17 protein-coding genes and 1 pseudogene are annotated in these 22630 nt (G+C 46.5%); 4 read left to right on the top strand and 14 right to left on the bottom strand.

Annotated elements, in window-relative coordinates; translation table 11 throughout:
• Positions 1–10: 10 nt before the first annotated feature.
• The 3 genes from fabD to GSQ66_RS08100 form a co-directional block, all read right to left on the bottom strand.
• Positions 11–889 (bottom strand): ACP S-malonyltransferase, encoded by an 879-nt coding sequence (gene fabD, locus GSQ66_RS08090; RefSeq protein ID WP_162427006.1) that lies wholly within the window; start codon positions 887–889, stop codon positions 11–13.
• A 113-nt stretch (positions 890–1002) separates the two neighbouring features.
• Positions 1003–1425, bottom strand: a complete 423-nt coding sequence (locus tag GSQ66_RS08095; RefSeq protein WP_162427007.1) for a thiol-disulfide oxidoreductase DCC family protein — start codon at positions 1423–1425, stop codon at positions 1003–1005.
• Positions 1425–4043 carry a T9SS type B sorting domain-containing protein gene (locus GSQ66_RS08100; protein ID WP_162427008.1) on the bottom strand — a complete coding sequence of 873 codons (2619 nt, stop codon included), beginning with the start codon at positions 4041–4043 and terminating at the stop codon, positions 1425–1427. Before GSQ66_RS08100 ends, GSQ66_RS08095 begins: the two co-directional genes overlap by 1 nt.
• 394 nt (positions 4044–4437) lie before the next feature.
• Between GSQ66_RS08100 and GSQ66_RS08105 the strand changes: the two genes are divergently transcribed.
• From GSQ66_RS08105 to GSQ66_RS08120, 4 genes are all read left to right on the top strand, one after another.
• Positions 4438–5112: a succinate dehydrogenase cytochrome b subunit gene (locus tag GSQ66_RS08105; RefSeq protein ID WP_162427009.1), complete on the top strand. Its 675-nt coding sequence runs from the start codon at positions 4438–4440 to the stop codon at positions 5110–5112.
• Positions 5113–5133: 21 nt separating this feature from the next.
• Positions 5134–7068, top strand: coding sequence for a fumarate reductase/succinate dehydrogenase flavoprotein subunit (locus tag GSQ66_RS08110; protein ID WP_162427010.1), 1935 nt, complete (start codon positions 5134–5136; stop codon positions 7066–7068).
• 123 nt (positions 7069–7191) lie between these two features.
• Positions 7192–7947: a succinate dehydrogenase/fumarate reductase iron-sulfur subunit gene (locus tag GSQ66_RS08115; RefSeq protein ID WP_162427011.1), complete on the top strand. Its 756-nt coding sequence runs from the start codon at positions 7192–7194 to the stop codon at positions 7945–7947.
• A 142-nt stretch (positions 7948–8089) separates the two neighbouring features.
• Complete coding sequence (locus tag GSQ66_RS08120; RefSeq protein WP_162427012.1) at positions 8090–8614, top strand: NADPH-dependent FMN reductase; 525 nt, start codon at positions 8090–8092, stop codon at positions 8612–8614.
• Positions 8615–8704: 90 nt separating this feature from the next.
• Here the strand turns inward: GSQ66_RS08120 and ftsZ are convergent, their stop codons facing one another.
• From ftsZ to GSQ66_RS08175, 11 genes and pseudogenes are all read right to left on the bottom strand, one after another.
• Complete coding sequence (gene ftsZ, locus GSQ66_RS08125; protein ID WP_238395868.1) at positions 8705–10228, bottom strand: cell division protein FtsZ; 1524 nt, start codon at positions 10226–10228, stop codon at positions 8705–8707.
• Between the two features lie 26 nt (positions 10229–10254).
• Entirely contained in the window at positions 10255–11559 is a 1305-nt protein-coding gene (gene ftsA, locus GSQ66_RS08130; protein WP_162427013.1) for a cell division protein FtsA, read from the bottom strand.
• 10 nt (positions 11560–11569) lie between these two features.
• The gene (locus tag GSQ66_RS08135) at positions 11570–12217 is read right to left on the bottom strand and encodes a cell division protein FtsQ/DivIB (RefSeq protein WP_238395869.1); all 648 of its coding nucleotides are present in this window, start codon (positions 12215–12217) and stop codon (positions 11570–11572) included.
• A gap of 115 nt (positions 12218–12332) precedes the next feature.
• A complete protein-coding gene (murC, locus tag GSQ66_RS08140) occupies positions 12333–13727 on the bottom strand; it encodes a UDP-N-acetylmuramate--L-alanine ligase (RefSeq protein WP_162427015.1) in 1395 nt (464 codons plus the stop codon).
• On the bottom strand, positions 13724–14836 hold the full coding sequence (gene murG, locus GSQ66_RS08145; protein WP_162427016.1) for an undecaprenyldiphospho-muramoylpentapeptide beta-N-acetylglucosaminyltransferase: 1113 nt from the start codon (positions 14834–14836) through the stop codon (positions 13724–13726). The genes murC and murG overlap by 4 nt, the downstream gene beginning before the upstream one ends.
• A complete protein-coding gene (locus GSQ66_RS08150; RefSeq protein ID WP_162427017.1) occupies positions 14829–15995 on the bottom strand; it encodes an FtsW/RodA/SpoVE family cell cycle protein in 1167 nt (388 codons plus the stop codon). The genes murG and GSQ66_RS08150 overlap by 8 nt, the downstream gene beginning before the upstream one ends.
• Before the next feature lie 25 nt (positions 15996–16020).
• Positions 16021–17364, bottom strand: a complete 1344-nt coding sequence (gene murD / locus GSQ66_RS08155; protein ID WP_162427018.1) for a UDP-N-acetylmuramoyl-L-alanine--D-glutamate ligase — start codon at positions 17362–17364, stop codon at positions 16021–16023.
• An 18-nt stretch (positions 17365–17382) separates the two neighbouring features.
• A pseudogene (gene mraY, locus GSQ66_RS08160) lies at positions 17383–18602 on the bottom strand (phospho-N-acetylmuramoyl-pentapeptide-transferase).
• A gap of 42 nt (positions 18603–18644) precedes the next feature.
• Positions 18645–20108 (bottom strand): UDP-N-acetylmuramoyl-L-alanyl-D-glutamate--2,6-diaminopimelate ligase, encoded by a 1464-nt coding sequence (locus GSQ66_RS08165; RefSeq protein ID WP_162427019.1) that lies wholly within the window; start codon positions 20106–20108, stop codon positions 18645–18647.
• The gene (locus tag GSQ66_RS08170; RefSeq protein WP_162427020.1) at positions 20108–22207 is read right to left on the bottom strand and encodes a penicillin-binding protein; all 2100 of its coding nucleotides are present in this window, start codon (positions 22205–22207) and stop codon (positions 20108–20110) included. The genes GSQ66_RS08165 and GSQ66_RS08170 overlap by 1 nt, the downstream gene beginning before the upstream one ends.
• Positions 22197–22613, bottom strand: coding sequence for an FtsL-like putative cell division protein (locus GSQ66_RS08175; RefSeq protein ID WP_238395870.1), 417 nt, complete (start codon positions 22611–22613; stop codon positions 22197–22199). The genes GSQ66_RS08170 and GSQ66_RS08175 overlap by 11 nt, the downstream gene beginning before the upstream one ends.
• Between the last annotated feature and the right edge of the window lie 17 nt (positions 22614–22630).

The following is a 22630-nucleotide window of genomic DNA, read 5'->3' on the forward strand; positions in this document are numbered from 1 at the left end:
AAACTATAGTTTATTCTACAGAGCTTACTTCAGCGTTCCGGTCGATTTTCTTTACCAGCCCCTGCAGCACTTTGCCTGGTCCGCACTCCACAAAATGCGTCGCGCCATCGGCTATCATCTGCTGTACCGACTGTGTCCAGCGAACCGGAGCGGTTAACTGCTTTATCAGGTTCTCTTTTATCTCGGTTGGGTCGGTGTGTGGCATGGCATCCACGTTCTGGTAAACTGCACAGATACCTTTGCTGAAAGTAGTTTCGTTAATCGCTTTTGCCAGTTCTTCTTCGGCTGGCTTCATCAGCGGCGAATGGAACGCTCCGCCCACAGGTAATGGCAAGGCGCGCTTCGCTCCTGCCTCTTTCATTTTTTCGCAGGCGATTTCGATGCCTTTGTTGGAACCTGAAATTACCAGCTGACCCGGGCAGTTATAGTTCGCTGCAACCACTACTTCATCAATAGAGGCACAAACTTCCTCCACTTTCTCATCTTCCAGGCCCAGAATAGCAGCCATAGTGGACGGGTTTGCTTCGCAGGCGGCCTGCATCGCCAGGGCTCTTTTAGATACCAGTCTCAGGCCATCTTCAAAGCTCAGCACTTTGCTTGCTACCAACGCTGAGAATTCGCCCAGTGAGTGACCAGCCACCATATCCGGAGTGAAATCTTTGGCTACAGCTGCCTGAGCTACAGAGTGCAGGAAAATAGCCGGTTGTGTTACTTTGGTTTGCTTCAGCTCCTCGTCGGTGCCGTTAAACATGATCTCAGTGATGTTGAAACCCAGGATCTCATTTGCTTTATCAAAGAGTTGCTTTGCTACATCGTGCTGCTCGTACAGGTCTTTGCCCATACCTACAAACTGAGAACCCTGTCCCGGGAAAACGTATGCTTTCTTCATTCTTATTTCGTTAATCGTTGATCTCTTTAAAGGCTAAATTGTTAAAGGTTAAATTGTTATTTCACTTATGTTGGTCAGCAATTTAACAATCAACAATCTAACAATTCAACAATCTAGTTTATAAACCTGGCCCGCTGGTGTGGCTCCGGAAGCAAACAGGCTTCGCGGCGGCCGGCAATTTTGTAGCGGTGCCTGGCTATGAAACTATAGATTTTATCGCGGAAAGATACTGGAATAAACCTGAAATAGGAAAACAGCGCTAACGGAAAATTAAGATGACGGGCAATCCGGAGGGCTGCATCTGAAGCAAAATATAGGTTGTCCTGTTCATAAAACAGCACAGCATCGGGCAACGGGTCGGGTATTTGTGATGGGGGTACAACCTGTTGCAGCACCTCTCCCTGCAACGTTGCAAAGTACAGATCCTGCTTCCGGTTATGCTTTAAAATGAACTGTACGCTGGCCTGGCAAAAGCCGCAGGAGCCATCGTAAAAAACAATAGCCTTATCCTGCAGCTTTTCCCGGTCAGTTTGCATTAACGTACGATCTCTACCCAGCCTTTATACTTTTTAGATGTATTTGCCGGATCTATCGAGAAGAATTCAACCTGTGCTTCGTAATAATAAACGCCATCGTTCAGTCGGTTGCCTTTAGAGTCGGTGCCCGGCCAGTTGATGTCTTTATCATTGCCCTCAAATACTTTTACACCCCAGCGGTTAAACACTGTAAACTTCACCGACTTTATAAAGCGCGCTTTTTTGTCTGGCGTAAACACATCGTTCAGGTTGTCGCCGTTCGGGGTAATGATGTTCGGCAGCATAAAGTAGAAGCAGTTGTCTTTACACTCTTCGTTACTGAACTCGCTTTCCACATCATTTACATCGGTTGCGGTCACTACATAACATCCGGCAAACGACTCCAGGCCGGTGTGCGTGTACTTGGTAATGTTGGCCGGCACCTGGGCAATTTGTGTGTAATCTGTTTGTCCCGGGCCTTTAAAGTAAACCGTGTAGTGCTTGATCTTATCTGTACAGTCGCCGGTAATCTGAGGCTCCCAGGTAAGTACGTTCTGGTATGGTGGCTCCGTAGGGCTGGCCAGGAACTCGTCGCAATTCAGCTCATCTATAGTCAGAATCGGTGGACAAACCAGTTTTGGCAGCTCCGCACATACCTGCTGGCTCTTGTTCTCTAGCGGCTCTTTTATTTCTGAGAGCTGGTAAGTGCCATTTGCCAACACATAGTAACAATAGGTTTTACCACGCTCCAGAGGCGCTGCCGCCGAACCTGCATCCACAAATGTTCCCCCCTTAGGTGAGGCTGTTACTGTAGCAATCGCTTTAAATTCCCCGGTTGTGCCTTCGCGCCTGAAGATAGTATGCGGCAATATTTCGTTTCGCCACGGCACACTATAGGTCCAGGTTAGGGCAATATTCTTATTTTCATCTGTCGATGGCTTTATTGTCAGGAACACGCTTGACGCCGAAGTAGTATCGCGCAATACAGTTGGTGGCCCGGCCGTAGTTGCCGACTGATAGAACTCCAGTTTGTAGCGGTAGGCTTTCTCAACAGTATTCAGGCCAGTATCCTTAAAAATAGTGTCAGAAAGAGTATTTGTTCTCCTAACCTCCACATATCCTGTATTGGCTCCTGCTTGTCCCTCTTTGCGGTATAAACGATACTGTAAAGGAGGTGTAAGCTTATCTACTTTGCGTGGTTGTGTCCATTGCACGGTTATCTGGCCGGCTGTTGTGCTGGTGTTGGTTACCGTTACATTTGTCAGGTATGGTATATCCTGGTCCACCATGATACACACTTCGCGGCTGGCTATACTTTTACCACGGCCCGGCGATGGGAACTCAGCATAGATAATGTAGCAATACTGTACCCCAGCCTTTAAATCGGTATCCGTATAAGTGGTCGGCCAGTTTCCGTTGGCATCTTTCCGAACTTCAGCTATAAACACATAACCTGAGCTGGCTGGCACACCCGTCTCACATCTGTCCGGCACAAAGTTAGACGGCCCTTCGCGGCGATAAATGCGCATTGTTTCCGCATTCTGGCATATATATTTGTCCCAGTCGAGCTTAACGGTTCGGTCCCCACCTTCAGCCCGCAGGTTCTGCGGCGGCGGCCCAACAACACGAATATTCCATGGTTGCAGGTCGGCCAGCTTCTGGCCTGCTTTTGGTTGGTCTTCTGCCCTGAAAACCACCTGGTATGGCCGCTCACGCACATCAGCACATTCCGTAGACCATGTAAGGCGGCCAGTGGCAAGGCCAGGTGTCTTTGTTAGCTGGGTAAAGCTGGCACGAGGGGCAGCGCCTCCGGGGCCAGGCAGCAAAATGCCACCAAAAGCTGTGATATTGATCAGGTCGCTATTCTTATCAGTTGCCCGAACTATACCGGTAAAGGTCTCCCCGGCAATAATACAGGTGTCGAGTGGTTCGAGTACCGGAGGATCGTTTGGAGCATCAATAACCAATATCTGCATGTCGCGTACCACCTCACCCAGTTTAATTCTGCCACCTTTGGCTGTTACGCGCCATTCCTCTACTACAAATGCCACGTTATATTCTCCCTTCCGACAAGGAGCATCCCAAACCAGCTGCCCGTTTTCCATGTTCAGGGTAAAAATGGCTGAACCGGACCCTGAGGAGGTATTGCAGCTAAAGGTACGGTCGGGTAAACTATAGCCCGGCACCGGCGAAATGTTTCCGGCAATATCAGTACGCATTGGCACGCGCAGTTTAAACGACAGGCTATCCCCTTCCGGATCGTACGCGCCCGGGTTGTGTACCCACCTCTTCCCTACAGCTGCTTTATCTATAGGTGCTACTGTCAGGATTGGTGTGCTGTTAAAACCCCGCAGGGCACTAACGTTTATAGTTGTAGAAATGTAAAAGGTCAGTTGGTCTGATGGAGGAGTAATGTTTAAAATGCCCGGGTTACGGTTAATACCATTCCAGGCTACAGTGTACGTTCCGTCGGCTCCGTACGTATATTCCCATGTAAATACTTCCTTATCTATCATGTCAGAGAGGTCTCCGACAGGTGTAACAGATTTACGGTCAACTATAACAACATTTCCATCACCCATCGAAATTGTTACCTCCGGATCTTCGGCTACAGAGGCGCGGTCCGTATACATAACCATGGTAAAGAAAAACCGACGGGGCTTAGGGTCTGGGGTCGTATCACGTTTAGCAGTGATGTCTCCAGCTCTAATATGTGTAGCCTGTGCCTCAGTAAGTGAACCCAACAGTAGTATCAACACCCACAACAAACCACCCGGCAACAGGTACCTTAAGCGTAAACTTTTTGGCATATAGGTAGGATTAGGCGGTAAACAAAGGTATAACTTTAACTTAAATTTTTACTTTTTATTGCTAACTATTGCAGGTAAAGCGTGTTATAAAGGTATGATTCTTTGTCGTACGCATTGCAATTTAGATTGATTCAAAATACGATATTAAAATTGTTTTATATAAGGTGCGCATGTACCTTTGACAATTAAAAACGCTTATTAACTTAACCTTTAATTAATACAGATGAATTGGTTTACTAAAACGTTTTCCAGTACACTCGGACGCAAGTTCATCATGTCGATCACGGGTCTGTTCCTCTGCTCGTTCCTGGTGGTTCACCTGGTTGGTAACCTGACCTTATTCAGACAGGATGGCGGCGAGGCTTTTAACATCTATTCGCATTTCATGGCTAACAACCCGATTATCCGTACCATGGAGTTCGTATTAGTGGCAGGTTTCCTGTTCCACATTTATGATGCTATTGTGCTTACCCGTCGCAACAAGGCAGCACGCCCTGTAGATTACGCAAACAGCCATCCTGAGCAGAACAGCACCTGGTCATCCAGAAACATGGGCCTGCTGGGTACTATTATCCTTGTGTTCCTGCTGGTGCACCTTTGGAATTTCTTCGTACCTGCCCGTTTCGGCGAATTGGAAGGTGTTCCGGATAAAGATTATCTTAACCTTTACAGCGAAGTAGTTTTAGCTTTTAAAAACCCGATCTATGTGGCATTATATGTAATCGCTATGATTGCGCTTGCTTACCACCTGATCCACGGTTTCCAGAGCGCGTTCCAGTCGCTGGGCCTGACACACAAAAAGTACACACCATTTATCCAGAAGTTCGGTTACGCATTTTCAGTTTTGATCTGCCTCGGCTTTGCTGCCATTCCGCTCTACTTCTTTTTCTTCGTGTAACATCCAGATTCTATAGTTGATATGATATTAGATTCTAAAATCCCTGAAGGGCCATTGGCTGAAAAATGGGACAAGCATAAATTTAATGTGAAGCTGGTTAACCCGGCCAACAAACGTAAATACGATATTATAGTAGTAGGAACCGGTCTTGCCGGTGCATCTGCTGCTGCAACCCTTGGCGAACTGGGCTACAATGTAAAAGCATTCTGCTTCCAGGATTCTCCTCGCCGCGCGCACTCTATTGCGGCACAGGGTGGTATAAACGCTGCTAAAAACTACCAGAACGATGGTGACTCTATTTTCCGTCTGTTCTATGATACTATAAAAGGTGGTGACTACCGTGCGCGTGAAGCAAACGTTTACCGCCTGGCACAGGTGTCTGTTAATATTATTGACCAGTGCGTTGCGCAGGGTGTTCCTTTCGCACGTGAGTACGGCGGTCTGCTTGCAAACCGTTCGTTCGGTGGTGCGCAGGTATCGCGTACGTTCTACGCCCGTGGCCAAACCGGACAGCAGCTGTTATTAGGTGCCTATTCAGCGCTTAACCGCCAGATCGCTTACGGCAAAGTAAAAATGTACCCGCGCACCGAAATGCTTGACCTGGTTATGGTGGATGGCAAAGCGCGTGGTATAGTTGTTCGTAACCTGATCACAGGTAAAATAGAATCACATAGCGCGCACGCTGTAGTACTGGCAACAGGTGGTTACGGTAACGTATTCTTCCTTTCTACTAACGCCATGGGCTCTAACGCTACGGCAGCCTGGAGAGCACATAAGAAAGGTGCTTTGTTTGCTAACCCTTGCTTTACACAGATCCACCCTACCTGTATCCCGGTTTCAGGCGAGTACCAGTCTAAGCTTACGCTGATGTCTGAGTCGCTTCGTAACGACGGCCGTGTATGGGTTCCTAAAACAGTTGAGATCGCACAGCGTCTTCGTAAAGGCGAAATCAGAGTTAGCGATATCAAAGAAGAAGACAGAGATTACTATTTAGAGCGTAAGTACCCTGCTTTCGGTAACCTGGTTCCCCGCGACGTGGCTTCGCGTAACGCCAAGCTGATGTGCGACGAAGGCCGTGGTGTTGGTGCTTCCGGTCTTGCCGTATTCCTTGACTTTGCCGATGCTATTAAACGCGAAGGTCAGCCAGCGATTGCTGCGAAATATGGTAACCTGTTTGAGATGTATGAAAAAATCACGGACGAGAACCCATACGAAAACCCAATGCGTATTTACCCGGCTGTGCACTATACTATGGGTGGCCTTTGGGTAGACTATAACCTGATGACCAACATCCCGGGTTTATATGCTACCGGTGAATGTAACTTCTCTGACCACGGCGCCAACCGCCTGGGTGCTTCTGCACTAATGCAGGGCCTTGCTGATGGTTACTTCGTGATTCCTTATACTATAGGTGACTACCTGGCTCAGAACCCAACTACTAAAGTAACTACTGACCACCCTGCCTTTAAAGAAGCTGAGCAGGCTGTAATAGCTAAAAATAACCAGCTGCTTTCTATCAACGGTACCCGTACCGTAGATGATTTCCATAAGCAACTTGGGCATATTATGTGGGATTACTGTGGTATGGCCCGAAACGCAGAAGGTCTTCAGTTTGCAAAAGGAGAAATCCGTAAGCTGCGTGAAGAGTTCTGGAGAGATGTGAAGGTTGTTGGTGTAAACGAAGAACTGAACATCACTTTAGAAAAAGCCAACCGTGTAGCCGACTTCCTGGAACTTGGTGAACTGATGGTAGAAGATGCACTGCAACGCAATGAATCCTGTGGTGGTCACTTCCGTGAAGAATACCAGACACCTGAGAACGAAGCTCTTCGTGACGATGAGAACTATGCTTATGTAGCTGCCTGGGAGTTTACAGGTGTTGGCAATGAGCCGGTACTTCATAAAGAAGAACTGAAGTTCGAGAACGTGAAGCTAACACAGCGTAGCTATAAATAATGACTAATTAATAATTAAGAATGAGTAATGGGTCTGGGAACAGATGATTTAAAATTCTTAATTCATAATTCTTAATTTGTAATTAATAAGAAAATGGCTGGAAGTAATCCAAATGCTAAACCAATGGACTTAACACTAAAGGTTTGGCGCCAAAAAAATAGAGAATCAGCGGGTTCAATGGTAACATACCCGATCAAAGGTATTTCCCCGGATATGTCGTTCCTGGAAATGCTGGATGTATTAAACGAAGACCTGCTGCGAGCCGGCCAGGATCCTATCGCTTTCGACCACGATTGCCGTGAGGGTATCTGCGGTATGTGCAGCTTGTACATTAACGGTCGTCCGCATGGTCCGGAGCGTGGTACAACTACGTGCCAGCTGCACATGCGCCACTTCAACGACGGCGATACTATAACTATAGAGCCCTGGAGAGCTGCTGCTTTTCCGGTTCATAAAGACCTTGTAGTAGATCGCTCCGCTTTTGATCGTATTCAGCAGGCAGGTGGTTATGTATCTGTAAACACAGGTGGTGTACCGGATGCGAACGCTATCCCGATCGGAAAATCTATAGCTGATAAAGCATTTGATGCTGCGACTTGTATTGGTTGTGGCGCCTGTGTTGCAGCCTGTAAAAATGCTTCTGCTATGCTGTTCGTGAGTGCAAAAGTATCTCAGCTGGCAATGCTGCCGCAAGGCAAGGTAGAGGCCAAAACCCGTGTAGAGAACATGGTTGCCCAGATGGATGTGGAAGGTTTTGGTGCCTGCTCTAATACGGGTGCCTGTGCTGCCGAATGCCCTGTAGGTATTTCTCTTGAGAACATTGCTATCATGAACAGAGAGTATCTTTCAGCGAAAGCAACGTCAGAACACGTAGCCTAACAGCTTTTAACAATCTAAAAGGCGGGCAGCAATGTCACCGCCTTTTTGTTTTAAATCGCTTTGTGCTTAATATTGTCGCCACATCACCAAACTATAACCTTACATGCTACTCCCGGTTTAAAGAGTAACTAAACTATAGCACATGATCACACTTATTTCAGGAACAAACAGGCCTGAATCAAATAGTATAGCCATTGTAAATATGTATGCCGCGCTCTTACAAAAGCACGGCGTGCCTTACCAGATACTGGACCTGGCAGCGCTACCTGCTGACTTTATAGTTTCCGCACTTTACGATAACACCGGCAAAAATGAGCAATTCAATAACCTGGCAGGTATGATTGCTGGCTCAGATAAGTTTGTGTTTGTAGTACCTGAATATAATTCATCCTACCCAGGCGTGCTTAAAGCGTTTATTGACGGGCTCTCCTACCCTAATACATTCAAGAACAAGAAAGGAGCTTTAATCGGCTTGTCTTCGGGCATGCAGGGCAGCGGACTGGCTCTTAGCCACCTCACTGATGTGTTGAACTACCTGGGCATGCATGTAATGGCTATGCGCCTTAAACTGGCTCATATCGAAAAGAACTTTGATGGCACGCAACTTACCAACAAACTATACAACGAACTGCTGGAGCAGCATGTGGAGCAGTTTTTATCCTTTTAAACTATAGGCTAAACTATAACCTATACAAACTATAAAAACAGAAAAGGCTTCCAAAACTGGAAGCCTTTTCTGTTTTTATAGTTTGATCACTTAGTCAACGTTATCGTGCAGGAAACGATTGTCGCCTAAAATCTCATTATCATCATTCAAGTTAAAGCGGGAGATGTTACGCTCTGAAGAATGTGCTACAGACTCCAGTGCTACATTGCGGCGCAGGTAAGCAGGCACTTCAAGCTTCTCTTTTATAGCCTCCGTCGTGATCTCAGAACTCAGTCTGCGAAGACGCTCACGGCGCTCTTCCTGTCTGCGCTTCATTAGCTCACGTTCCTCCACTTCACGGGCCACGCGATCATCTGCCTTAGGCGGATAAAAGCTTTCCGGTGTGTCCGTAGCACCCAGATCAAACACGATACGGGTTGGCTGCTGCTCAACTGGCTTACGTACTGCCTCATACTGCGGGGCAGGTACCGGTGCCGGGATTGGTGCAGGAGCCGGCGCCTGAACTATAGGAGCTGGCGCTGCCACCTGCTTAGGCACAAATGTAGTTACCTCAATAACTTCTGGCTTAGCTGGCTCAGCTACTTCAATTTTTTTTTGGCTCTCCAGGTCAAATACCGTTTTTTTAGGCTCCATCAGGTTATCCGTATTGCTGGCAAAACCTGTCGCAATAACAGTAACGCGAATGCTTTGGCCCAGGTCAGAATCAATACCATGACCGAAAATAACTTCAGCTTCCTGGCCAGCTTTGTCCTGGATATATTCTGTAATCTCAGTCAACTCATCCATCTCAAGCTCTGCCTGCTCACCAGACATAATTGAAAGAAGGATTTTCTGAGCACCATGAATGTCAGTGTTGTTCAATAACGGAGAAGAAAGCGCTTCTTCAGCAGCACGTAACGCACGGCCTTCGCCTTCTGTTATCGCAGAACCCATCACTGCGGCACCAGAGTCTTTCATTACCGTTTTAACGTCTTCAAAGTCAACGTTTACTTCAGCTGTAACTGTAATAATCTCAGCTATAGATTTAGCAGCTGTAGTTAACACGTTATCTGCTTTTGCAAATGCCTCCCGGATGGTCAGGTTACCAAACATCTCGCGCAGCTTGTCGTTCAGGATCACCAGGATCGTATCGCAGTTTTCGCTTAGTTCTCTAACACCATCTTCAGCAGCCTGCTTCTTCTTACGGCCTTCAAAACCGAAAGGAGCTGTAACTATACCAACTGTAAGTATACCTAGCTCTTTAGCAACTTTTGCAATTACAGGAGCAGCACCAGTACCAGTACCACCACCCATACCTGCCGTAATAAATACCATTTTGGTATCGTTGCTCAGCATTTCACGGATTTCTTCCTTGCTTTCAAGAGCAGCTTGCTTGCCTTTTTCAGGGTTCGCTCCTGCGCCAAGGCCTTCTGTCAGGTTTTGACCAAGTGCCAGTCTGGTAGGAACGCTGCTGCTTTTAAGGGCTTGTGCATCGGTATTACATATGATAAACTCAACATCTTTAATGCCCTGGTTATACATATGGTTCACAGCGTTGCTTCCACCGCCCCCGACACCAATCACCTTAATGATAGACTTACTGCTTGACGGTAAGTCGAAAGTGTACATGCTCATGCTAATTTCTCCTGCTCTGTTATGGGTTAATAACTTTGTTTGTTGTCGTCTATATCATCGGATAAGAAGCCTTTTATCATGCTGATGATGCCGCCTTCTTTACCTCCGGCTTTAGGGGCCGGTTTTTTATATTCTATTCTTTCCGGTGCTTCCGATACTCTTTCGGCACTGCGATTGTCCAGCGACTGGAAACCGGCAAGCACAAGCCCCACACTGGTTGCATACATCGGGCTCTTCACAGCGTCAATTTTAGATTTGCCAAGGTGCTCGTTCGGATAACCGATACGCGTATCCATGCCTGAAATGTATTCTACCAGTTGCACCAGGTTCTGAAGCTGCGCCCCGCCGCCTGTGATAACTATACCAGCTGCCAGACTGTTTGCATACCCTGATCTCACGATCTCGGCATATACCAGTTCTACAATCTCTTCCATTCTTGCCTCTATAATAAAAGCAAGGTTCTTCAAAGATATCTCTTTTGGCGTACGATCTCTTAATCCAGGGATAGAAACTATCTCATTTTCTGAGGCTTCGTCTGCAATAGCTTTACCAAATTTTACCTTCAGTTGCTCCGCCTGGTTCTGCATAACCATGCAGCCCTGCTTTATATCGGAGGTGATAATGTTGCCACCGAAAGGTAAAACAGCTGTATGACGGATAATATTGTCTTTGAAGATTGCTATATCTGTTGTGCCACCGCCAATATCAACCAATGCCACACCTGCTTCACGTTCCTCATCGCTCAGCACCGACATGCAGGAGGCCAGGGGCTCCAGTATCAGCTGGTCAATTTCCAGGCCGGCACGGGTAACGCATTTGTTGATGTTGCTGATAGCATTTGACTGTGCTGTGATGATATGGAAGTTACCCTCCAGACGCACACCAGACATACCAACCGGATCCACTATACCTTCTTCGTAATCAACTTTGTACTCCTGCGGCATCACATGAATGATCTCGCTCCCCGGAGGTGTTACCAAACGGTACATGTCGTTGGTGAGGCGATTCACGTCTTCAACAGTAATTTCGTTATCAGTCACGGCACGTGTAATACTGCCATTGTGCTGTAAACTTTTAATATGCTGACCGGCAATCCCTACGTTCACTACGCCAATGTTAATGTCTGCCTGCGCTTCTGCCTGGCTTACTGCCTTTCTGATCGCTTCTACCGTTTTGTCGATATTGCTGACCATGCCACGCACAACCCCTTCAGAAGCTGCTTTTCCCATTCCCAGGATCTCCAGCTTACCATACTCGTTTCTCCGACCTACAAGTGCGCAAACTTTGGTTGTGCCAATGTCCAAGCCTACTACTATTTTGTCGTTCTGCATATCTGTATATTTATTCGCAAATTATCTGATCTTCAAACTCTACATTTACTCTTTTATATTTGTCCCACCCCATCACAGGCAGCACTTCTTTATAAAAAATCATTAGTTTCTTAAACTTCTGCTCCGGGTTTCCTGGCTTTCCAAACTCTATGGTATGGTCGCCAACCTGCGGCAAAAAAGAAACTTTACCCTTGCCATCAATATGCATCTGGGCTAACTGTGCTTTCCAAAACTCATCATTCTCAATGAACTGAAGTAGTGAAAGGTAGTTCTGGCCAACCGAATCCTGGAAAAACTCCTGGTTAAGAGGTTTTAAAAGAGCCGATTTGGTAATTGGGATTACACGAGCGGTGTATCTTTCTGAGAGAGGCAGGATGTGCCCTTCTAAATCGATGTATACATCTTGATCTGGTCGTATAATTCTTGCAATAGGCCTGTTCTGTTTTACTTGCACATGGATATTGCCATCCAGCCCCCGGTAAACATCTGCATCTGCCACAAATTTGTGTGATTCGATGCGTTTCTCAAGGTTCTTCAGGTCAATATTTTTATTGGAGATCCCTTCAATTTTACGCTCGCCCTCGCGGGTAAGCAGGTCCTTTACTTCCTTATCCCCAATAAAGTAATTATTGTACTCATTATCAATTTTTATTGCCACTTTCTGACAAACTTTTTCATTTTGTCGGGAATTGGCAAAGCCCGCTAAGGCTCCGATTGTAACGATGCTACAACCTGCAAAAATTAAAGATTTTATTTTACTATTCAAGCCCATGCTACACTTTTTCTAAAATATTTTTGATAGGCTTCACTAATGTATCAATATCACCGGCTCCAACGGTTGCCAGCACGTCAAAATCAGTGTTCAGGGCTAAATTATCCACAATTTCAGCCTTGCTTATCAACGATTTTACAGGGCACGAAATACGCTCCAAAAGCATTTCTGATGTTATGCCTGGTATTGGTTTTTCGCGGGCAGGATAAATATCCAGTAATATCACTTCATCTGCCTTACTCAGGCTCTCTGCGAACTCATTTGCGAAGTCGCGGGTGCGCGTGAAAAGGTGTGGCTGAAATATCACTTTAATTCGTTTGCTCGGGTACAGGGCACGCAGCGAAGACATGAAAGCATCTATCTCCTTAGGATGATGGGCGTAGTCATCAATATAAACTTTTCCATTGCCTTCATACACAAATTCGAAGCGACGCTTTACGCCCTTATAAGACTGAACGCCACTACGGATCTGATCTTCAGACACCTGCAAAATTTGCGCTACGAGCGTAGCTGCCAATACATTCTCTGCATTATGAAAACCAGGTACTCCCAGCTGCAGCGAACCTATGTTACGGAGCGGGCTCTCCACATCAAATTTAAACCAGCGCCCTTCAATGGTAAGGTTCTGAATATAAGCATCCCCCGAGTTTAAACTATAGGAAATAACATTTACTCCAGGCTGAATCTGAGCTGTTAAACGTGGGTCTGTATTTTTATTCAGTAACAAGTAGCCGCCTGGTTTTATCTGACCTATGAACCTCTGAAACGTACGTATCAGTTCCTCGCTGTCACCATAAATATCCAAATGGTCTGGGTCTGCGGAAGTTACGATTGCAATATCCGGAAACAGCGTCAGGAAGGAACGGTCATATTCATCTGCTTCCACTACAACCAACTCCTGCTCGCGCTCTCCTTTACTGATCAAAAGGTTCGAGTTTATGTTGGTAGCGATCCCTCCTAAAAAGGCAGAAGCATCTACGCCGGCGTGGTGCAACAGGTGCGTAACCATGGACGAAGTAGTAGTTTTGCCATGCGTACCGGCTACGGCTATAGTAAAAGCATTCGCCGTAATGATACCTAACACCTCAGAGCGTTTTTTTATAGTATAGTTCTGCTCTTTCAGGTAATTCCATTCGGCATGCTCGGCCGGGATAGCAGGTGTCAGAATAACCAGCGTATTTTCCTTATCCTGAAGAATTTCCTGTGGCAGGTTAGTTATGTCATCTTCGTAATGAACTATAATTCCTTCCTGCTCCAGCGCTTCGGTAAGTGGGGTTCTGGTTTTATCATAGCCCCAAACCGGGAAACCTTTGGCATGGAACCACCGGGCAATAGCGCTCATACCAATGCCGCCAATGCCTAAGAAGTAAATATACCTGTAGTCTTCCAGTCTCACTTTATCAGTTTTACAAGTTCGTTCACAATTTCGGCCGCCGCATTAGGGCGTGCCATTTTCTTTATATTTTCAGAAAGCCGCTTCTGCTCCTGCTCGTTCTGTGCCAGTTGCAAGGCAGCCGGAATCAGTTTCTGCGAGGCTTCTACATCTTTTACAAGTATTGCTGCATGCTGATTTACCAAAGCCATTGCATTTTTCGTCTGGTGATCTTCCGCCACGTTCGGGGATGGCACCAGTATACAAGGCTTTGCAGCCAGGCATAATTCAGAGATCGACAGTGCCCCAGCTCTTGAAACAACTATATCCGAAGCGGCATAAGCCAGGTCCATACGCTTTATGAAGTCAAATATACGGATGCCTTTTTCAGTATAGTTTGCTTCCAGCTCTTTGGCTTCGGTATAAAATCCTTTGCCAGTTTGCCATATCAACTGATAACCGGCCTCCGTAATTTGCGCCAATCCACTAGCAATACTTTGATTTATAGTTCTGGCACCAAGACTACCGCCTATTACCAATATTGTTTTCTTTTCTGATGTAAGGCCGAAATGCAAAAGTGCTTCTCTCCTTTTCTCTGTTATGTCCAGTATATCCTGGCGCACTGGGTTACCGGTCAGTACAAGCTTCTCTGCCGGAAAGAACTTCTCCATGTTTGCGTAGGCCACGCATACTTTACCGGCTCTTTTTGCCAGTAATTTATTCGTTATGCCTGCATAAGAATTCTGCTCCTGGATAAGCGACGGGATACCTTTTGCAGTTGCCGCATATAGCAAAGGCCCACTGGCATAGCCACCCACTCCAACTACAGCATCCGGCTTAAAATCCTTTATGATCTTATGTGCAGCCCGCACACTCGAAAGCACTTTTAGCGGAAACGACAGGTTATCTATAGTTAATCTGCGTTGCAAACCACTGATCCAAAGCCCTACAATTTTATACCCTGCTTCCGGCACACGCGTCATTTCCATGCGGCCTTTAGCGCCCACAAACAGTATCTCAGACTCAGGGCTAATTGCCTTGATCTGATTCGCAATGGCTACAGCCGGATAAATGTGTCCGCCGGTGCCTCCGCCACTGATAATGATGCGATATGGTCTGTGGGTATTAGGCATTTACCGGAACTTTAGCATTAATACCCGCTGCAGCGCCAACTGCTGCACTTTTAAATTCACTATCTGTGCGGCTCACGCTGAGAATAATCCCAAGCGATATACCTGTAAAGATCAAAGATGTACCACCCATACTTAAGAGCGGCAACGGCAAACCCGTGATCGGGCCCAGCCCAACAGCTACTCCCATGTTGATCATGCCTTGTATTACCAGGCTGAAACTTAAACCGGCAGAAAGCAATCCGCCGAAGGCTCCTGTACTATTAACCACTGTAACCATGCCCCGGTAGAGCAAAGCCAGGTAAAGAAATAACACGGAAGCCCCTCCGATCAAACCATATTCTTCTAAAATAATAGCGAAAATAAAGTCAGAGTAAGGGTGCGGAAGAATATCGCGCTGATCGCTGTTTCCTGGTCCTTTACCTACTACACCGCCTGTTGCAATAGCAATGTAAGACTGCTCTAACTGGAAAGGCGTTTCTGATTTATCTAAGAAAGCTTCTACCCGGCTAACCGCTGTCCCCAATCGCTGACCAACTGCCAGGGCTCCGCCACCAACTATAATTACGATCACGAAAACTGTAGCCAGGTATTTGAACGGCACCCGACCGATAAACATAAGCAGCATGCAGGTAGCAAATAACAACACCGCTGTTGATGTATTCGTCAGCGCTATCAAAGCACAAATGGCCACTGTCCAGATCATCATCGGAACCAGCGTTTTGCGCCAGTCTTTCACCTGCAACTGTACTTTTGCCAGCATGCTCGCCAGGTAAGAGATCAGCGCTAGTTTGGCTAAATCCGAAGGCTGGAATGTCTGGTTTATAACCGGTATAGTTATCCAGCGCGAAGCATCGTTGATGTTAGAACCCCAGAAAAAGGCAAAGAGAAGCAACGGCACGGATAGCACCAGCGCTACCAGCGATAACCTGGAATAATAACGGTAATTGATCTTATGTGCAGCCCACATGAACGCCATTCCGATAAAGATCAGTGCCGAATGTTTCAGCAGGAAATACTCGGTGTTGCCTTCATGCGATTTATAGGCAAGCGTACCTGTGGCAGAATACACCACCGCCACGCTCAAAAGCGAGAACATCAGAACGATACCCCACAATACAGGATCGCCCTTCAGGTTTTTCTGTAACCACTGCTTTACCATAACCTTTGGCTAAAAATTGTTATGCTTATTTCTTTAAAACTATTTTATCTACTGCCTCTTTAAAGCGCTGCCCTCTGTGCTCATAGTTATCGAACAGATCAAAACTGGCACATGCCGGCGAGAGCAATACTACATCTCCGGGTACAGCCAGCAGTTTTGCCATGCGCACTGCGTATTCTATTGAATCTGTCTCAGCGATAATTGGAACCACCTTGTTAAAAGAGCGCTCCAGTTTTTTATTATCCTTGCCCAGACAGATCAACACTTTCACTTTTTCACGGGCAAGCTCTTCCAGCGTACTATAGTCGTTTCCTTTATCCACGCCGCCCGCTATCCAGATGATCGGCTGTTTTATTCCTTCCAATGCGTACCAAACGGCTTCAACATTGGTCGCTTTCGAGTCGTTTATGTAACTAACATCTTTAGCCACGCCAACCAACTGCAAACGATGGTCGGCATTCTGGAATGTCTCCAGGGCCTGCGCTATAGTTTCGTCAGACACTTGCAGCAGTTTTGCAACTGCGGCGGCTGCCATGGTATTGTACTGGTTATGCTTCCCGATGAGGCTGGATCTTGATGCATCCACTTTCCCCTCGAAGTAGTTGATATCCAGTTTTATAGTTGATCCCTCAAACCTCACTTTGGCGCCTTCAGCACCTTCCAGCGAAAATGGTATAGTTGTACCCCCGAATGCGGCTGAATCAAATGCTTTTTTAATATTCTGGTCATCTGCATTATAGATGAAGTAATCACTGCCCGTCATGTTCTGAGCCACACGCAGTTTTGAAGCTGCATAGTTCTCCATACTATAGCCGTAGCGGTCCAGATGATCTGGCGTAATATTCAGTAAGACAGCTATATTCGCTTTGAACTGGTACATATTGTCCAGCTGAAAGCTGCTTAGCTCCACCACGTAATAATCGTGCTTGTTATCGATCACTTTTTCTGCCAGGCTCTCTCCTATGTTACCCGCCAGGCCAACATTCAGGCCGGCACTTTTTAACAGGTGATAAGTCAGCAGTGTAGTCGTCGTTTTGCCATTTGTACCGGTAATGCAGATGAACTTTGCATCGGTATAGCGACCTGCAAACTCTATCTCTGAGATGACCGGTATCTGTCTTTTGGCTGCTTCTTGTATAACTGGAGCTTTATCAGGAATGCCAGGACTTTTAATGATTTCGTTAGCATCTAGAATATTGGTTAGGGTGTGTGTGCCTTCTTCAAATGGTATGGCCGCTGTTGCCAGCTTTGCTTTATACTCGTCTTTGACCTGCCCCATATCCGACACAAACACATCAAGCCCTTTGGCCTGTGCCAGTAATGCGGCTCCAACGCCACTTTCTCCCGCTCCAAGTATAGCTATCTTCATTTTTCTCTCTTATTCCGGTTAGCGAAGTTTTAAAGTTGCCAGTGTTAAAATGGCCAGCATAATCCCCACAATCCAGAAACGGCCTACAATTTTAGACTCGTGGTAACCCAGCTTCTGGTAATGGTGGTGCAATGGCGACATTTTAAAGATGCGGCGGCCTTCGCCATACTTCTTTTTGGTATACTTAAAGTAACTCACCTGCAGCATTACCGAAAGGTTCTCGATCAGGAAAATGCCGCAAAGAATTGGTATAAGCAGCTCCTTACGAACTATAAGTGCCAGAACCGCAATGATACCCCGATAGACAAACTCCCAGTATCGCCCATAAAAACCTGAGCCGGATAGGTATTGTACCACAAAAAGCCAACGCACGCCCCCACAAAGGCAAGACAGAAAATAGTCAACTCCCCAGAGTTCGGTATGAACATGATGTCCAGGTAATCGGCGAAAATGGTGTTACCCGATACCCATGCAAAAATGGCCAGTGTTAACCCGATAATAGCGGATGTACCCGCTGCCAGACCGTCGATACCATCTGTAATGTTAGCCCCGTTTGATACTGCCGTAATTACCAGGATCACGAAAGGAATGTACAGGTAGCACGACCAGCCCTGGAACAACGGACCGGCAAATGAGAACAGGTTGCAGTAATCTAATTCGTTGTTTTTGCGGAACGGTATCGTGGTGATCATGCTATGCACATCCACATATTGCTTGGATGCATTTACAGCCGAAGTGCCGCCATCTGCAAAGATGTACTGGCGGACTACCACATCGTCGTTAAAATAAAGCGTAAGTCCAACTATTAGCCCCAGCCCGATCTGACCAAGAATCTTGAAACGACCAGCCAGCCCTTCCTTGTTTTTCTTGAAAACCTTGATATAATCATCCAGGAAGCCGATTGCGCCTAACCAGACGGTAGAAACCAGCATCAGGATAATGTAGATGTTATCAAGCCTTGCAAACAGAAGTGTAGGTACCAGAATAGCCAGCAGAATGATCAGGCCGCCCATAGTTGGTGTACCTTTCTTTTCCAGCTGCCCTTCCAGACCCAGGTCGCGGATACTCTCACCCACCTGCTTGCGCTGCAACACCCGAATCAGCTTACCCCCAAAAATCATCGCGATCAGCAGCGATACCATCGTGGCCATACCTGCCCGGAAGGAAATATATTGAAACACGCCGGCTCCAAACATATCGTACTCACGATCCAGGTATGTAAAAAGGTAGTATAGCATTTAAATTTATTCGTTACTCTTGGCTAAAAGATGTAGTTCGTTTTATTTACCCAGTTGCTGAAAAGTTTCCTGCAGCACCTGCTTGTCATCAAAAGGATATTTCACCCCTTGTATTTCCTGGTACGTTTCGTGGCCTTTGCCCGCAACCAGAATGATATCATCCGGTCCGGCCAGCATACAAGCTGTTTTAATAGCTTCTTTCCTGTCCAGCACCGATAATGTTTTTTTATAGTCCAGCGGCTTTACGCCTTTCTGCATGTCGGCCAGTATAGTTTGCGGCTCCTCAAATCTTGGATTATCAGATGTCAGGATAACTTTATCGCTCAGGCGGCAGGCAATATCAGCCATAACCGGGCGCTTGGCTGCATCGCGGTTACCGCCACAGCCAACTATAGTTATCACTTTTTGCAGCGGCGTACGGATCTGCTGAATCGTGTTCAAGACATTTTCCAATGCATCCGGCGTATGTGCGTAATCAACTATACCGGTTATCTGTGCGTCAGAAACAATGTAATCGAAACGGCCAGCTACTGAATCGAGGGCAGAAAGTACAGTTAATGTTTCCGTCGGATCTTCTCCTAACAATACAGCCACGCCGTAAGCGCCCAGCAGGTTATAAGCGTTAAATGCACCGATCAGTTTGCACCAGATCTCATTACCATCAATATCGAGGTGCAAGCCCTGCATGGTGTTATCAATGATGCGCGCCTTAAACTCTGTGGCCTTGCGAAGCGAGAATTCGTGGATGCTGGCTCTGGTGTTCTGAACCATCACCGACCCACGTTTATCATCAGCGTTTACAAGGGCAAAAGCGCCTTCCGGCAGCATATCAAAGAATGATTTCTTTGCCTTGATGTACTCGTCAAAACTTCCGTGATAGTCTAAGTGGTCGTGGGTGATGTTTGTAAAAACGCCGCCTGCAAATGTTAAACCGGCAACACGCTGCTGTACCATCGCATGCGAGCTTACCTCCATAAAGCAATGCGTACAACCTGCTTTCACCATCTTTGCCAGCAACTCATTCAGCGTTACAGCGTCCGGTGTGGTATGCGTAGCCGGAATAATTTCCTCATCAATCTGGTTCTGTACCGTTGAAAGCAACCCTACATGGTAGCCTAACTCGCGGAACAGTTTGTGCAGCAGGGTTACAGATGTGGTTTTCCCGTTTGTGCCTGTTACACCTACAAGCTTCAGCTTAGCTGAAGGGTTATCGTAAAAGCTGGAAGCCATCTGACCTAACGCCTCCGCACTGTTTTTAACCAGCACATAGGTAACAGTGTCGTTTTTCTCTTCCGGCAGTTCTTCGCAAACTATAGCTACGGCTTTTGCATCGGCGGCTTTTGTTATGTAAGCATGTCCATCTGCCTGCACGCCGCGCACTGCCACAAACAACACCCCTGCCAGCACTTTCCGCGAGTCAAAAGTTATACTTTCAACGGGCACATCAAGCGGACCGATAGTGTTCAGTACCTGAACGTTTTGTAATAATGTTTGCAGCAACTGCATTAGCTTAAAACTATAGTTATCTGTTTAACTTTACTTATCGTAGATCCAGCCTCCAGCGACTGTTTCTGTACATGTTTACCTACTCCCTGTACATTTACTTTCAGGTTTTGATTACCCAGAATGAACAAGGCATCACGTAGCGTTAATCCTACCACATCAGGCACTTTGCCATCCAGCACCGGGTTCGGAATAAAGTCCAGTGAGCGGCGGCCCGGCTGTACCTTTACCCATTCTTCATCTGTAGTTTTAGGGTGATTGCTGATACCAAGACGGTTACAGATCGTGGACAGATCATCCAGGCTACCGGCTTTTACCAATGGCAGACTTTCTTTATTTGGTGTTACACGCTCACGCAGCGACTTATGCATTTCCAGGTCACGGGCGTACGCTTTATCAGCCAGTTCTTTAAATACCGGTGCAGCTACATCCGAACCATACACGTTCACCCCTTTCGGGCTGTCGATGATCACAATACAGCTATATTTCGGGTTATCAGCCGGGAAATATCCTGCAAAAGAGGTTGAATATTCCCGCACGTATTTACCATTCTTTACCTTACGGGCAGTACCAGTTTTACCCGCTACTGTGTAGTCAGCACTTTTAATGTTTCTGGCAGTTCCGTTCTCTACCACACCTTCCAGCATGCCGCGTACTTTTTTCAGTGTAGCATCCGAGCAAACTTTCTCCACCAGCACACGGGTTTTAAAAGACTGCACCACCTTATCTGCCTTGCGAATCTCCTTTACAATAATCGGCTGGATTTTAGTACCATTGTTTGCAACGGCGTTATATAAAGCCAGTATTTGTAGCGGCGAAAATTTGGTTTCGTATCCAATAGCCATAGATGTAAGCGTGGTACCATACCAGGTTCTGTCCTGAGGGTGCTTTATAAACGGACGAGCCTCACCATCTAACTGAAAACCCAGCGTATTACCAAGACCAAACTTATCCAGGTAATCCACATACGCCTGCTGGTTGCTTCCAAAGTGCGTCTCCATCAGTTTGGCAACCCCGATATTAGATGACTTTTCGAACACCTGCTGCACCGTAATCTTACCATAACCGTTGATCTTGGCATCGGTCATGTATGTATCTTTAATGCGGTATCTTCCGTTACCGGTATCTATGGTATCAGTCAGGTTTACCTCTGGCGCATATTCAAATAAGGCCATCATCGATGCCAGCTTAAAGGTAGACCCGGGCTCTGTACGACCCTGAGCACCAACCGCATAGTTATAATCTTCAATGTAGCCGCCTTTGGTTTTACCCAGGTTAGCCATCGCCTTTATTTCGCCGGTCTTTACTTCCATCATGATCACAGTACCATAATCGGCATCTGTTTTCTCAAGGGCTTTGTAAAGGGCATTTTCTGCAACGTCCTGCAGGTTAATATCTATCGTTGTTTTGATATCGTATCCGTGCTGCGGCTTAACTTCGGTGCCATCGTAAATAGGCTTGCTACCACCGGCAATGCGCTCAAAAAGTGCTTCGCCATCTGTACCGGCCAGGTTGTTATTAAAACTATACTCCAGTCCGGCTCCGTTCTTATCTTCGTTTATAAAACCGATGGTACGCTCTGCCAGCATACCAAATGGTTTAAAGCGTTTTTCTACTTTCTCAAAAATTACCCCGCCTTTGTTTTTACCACCTCTGAAGACAGGCCATTTCGCCATCATCTTTTTATCCTGGTAATTGATCTGGCGGCTGTTCAGACGAATGTACTGACGGCCGGCATGACGAGCATTCTTGATCTTACGACGGTAATAATCATCAGACCTGTCGCCATAAAACCGTGAAAGCAGCATAGAAAGAGAATCTATGCCGGCATTAAAGGTTTGAGCATCGGCTATAGTTGGGTCAAAAGCTACGCGGTAAAACGGCAGCGAAGTAGCCATGATACTCTCATTATCGGAGTAAATGTTTCCGCGCGTAGCAAAAACCGGCCGGTAGTAAATACGGCGCTCCTTAGAGATCGCTTTCCACTTCTCGCCATCCGTTATCTGTATAACACAGATCTTGTAAACTATAGCGCACGCAAAAAGGCAGATAACCAAAAAGGCTACCCGCACACGCAACACTATGGATTTCTTAATATTCATCTTCCGAAACTATAACCTGATATGGTGGAGATGAACTTTCTTCGAGGCCGAGCGGTGCCACGTTACGGGCAACTTCTGATTGTTTGCTGGCCTCCATGTAATCCGACTTCAGGGTAGTGTAGTCGGCGCGCAGGTCTTCGGTTTCAACCTTAACCTTGTCTATTCTGCGGATGGTTTTTTCGGCGTAATGGGTATTGCCGATATAGAATAGCGTGAGTAGTGTTAAAAATAAAATGCGGGGAAGATACTTAAGCGGAACACCTTCTTCAAAAAGAGCATCAACGTTGGCATATTTTTCCAGTAAACCAAAGATACTGAAACCTTTACGCCTTTTTGGCTTTGGAGCCTCCTCTTCTGGCTTCAGACGCACCATATTTGCTCTGGGTGCGCTTGCTCTCTTAGTCATAAGGTTAGAAGCCATAG

Source organism: Pontibacter pudoricolor (assembly GCF_010092985.1).
In the GTDB taxonomy this organism is placed as follows: Bacteria; Bacteroidota; Bacteroidia; order Cytophagales; family Hymenobacteraceae; genus Pontibacter; species Pontibacter pudoricolor.

What these genes read in the sequence shown, in the direction of transcription:
- GSQ66_RS08120 (WP_162427012.1), top strand. Translation starts at nt 8,090, where the DNA reads ATGATCACACTTATTTCAGGAACAAACAGGCCTGAATCAAATAGTATA.
- murG (WP_162427016.1), bottom strand. Translation starts at nt 14,836, where the DNA reads ATGCCTAATACCCACAGACCATATCGCATCATTATCAGTGGCGGAGGC.
- GSQ66_RS08110 (WP_162427010.1), top strand. Translation starts at nt 5,134, where the DNA reads ATGATATTAGATTCTAAAATCCCTGAAGGGCCATTGGCTGAAAAATGG.
- GSQ66_RS08100 (WP_162427008.1), bottom strand. Translation starts at nt 4,043, where the DNA reads ATGGTTATGTATACGGACCGCGCCTCTGTAGCCGAAGATCCGGAGGTA.
- GSQ66_RS08150 (WP_162427017.1), bottom strand. Translation starts at nt 15,995, where the DNA reads ATGGTAAAGCAGTGGTTACAGAAAAACCTGAAGGGCGATCCTGTATTG.
- ftsA (WP_162427013.1), bottom strand. Translation starts at nt 11,559, where the DNA reads ATGCAGAACGACAAAATAGTAGTAGGCTTGGACATTGGCACAACCAAA.
- ftsZ (WP_238395868.1), bottom strand. Translation starts at nt 10,228, where the DNA reads ATGAGCATGTACACTTTCGACTTACCGTCAAGCAGTAAGTCTATCATT.
- GSQ66_RS08105 (WP_162427009.1), top strand. Translation starts at nt 4,438, where the DNA reads ATGAATTGGTTTACTAAAACGTTTTCCAGTACACTCGGACGCAAGTTC.
- GSQ66_RS08115 (WP_162427011.1), top strand. Translation starts at nt 7,192, where the DNA reads ATGGACTTAACACTAAAGGTTTGGCGCCAAAAAAATAGAGAATCAGCG.
- fabD (WP_162427006.1), bottom strand. Translation starts at nt 889, where the DNA reads ATGAAGAAAGCATACGTTTTCCCGGGACAGGGTTCTCAGTTTGTAGGT.
- GSQ66_RS08175 (WP_238395870.1), bottom strand. Translation starts at nt 22,613, where the DNA reads ATGACTAAGAGAGCAAGCGCACCCAGAGCAAATATGGTGCGTCTGAAG.
- murD (WP_162427018.1), bottom strand. Translation starts at nt 17,364, where the DNA reads ATGAAGATAGCTATACTTGGAGCGGGAGAAAGTGGCGTTGGAGCCGCA.
- GSQ66_RS08165 (WP_162427019.1), bottom strand. Translation starts at nt 20,108, where the DNA reads ATGCAGTTGCTGCAAACATTATTACAAAACGTTCAGGTACTGAACACT.
- GSQ66_RS08095 (WP_162427007.1), bottom strand. Translation starts at nt 1,425, where the DNA reads ATGCAAACTGACCGGGAAAAGCTGCAGGATAAGGCTATTGTTTTTTAC.
- GSQ66_RS08170 (WP_162427020.1), bottom strand. Translation starts at nt 22,207, where the DNA reads ATGAATATTAAGAAATCCATAGTGTTGCGTGTGCGGGTAGCCTTTTTG.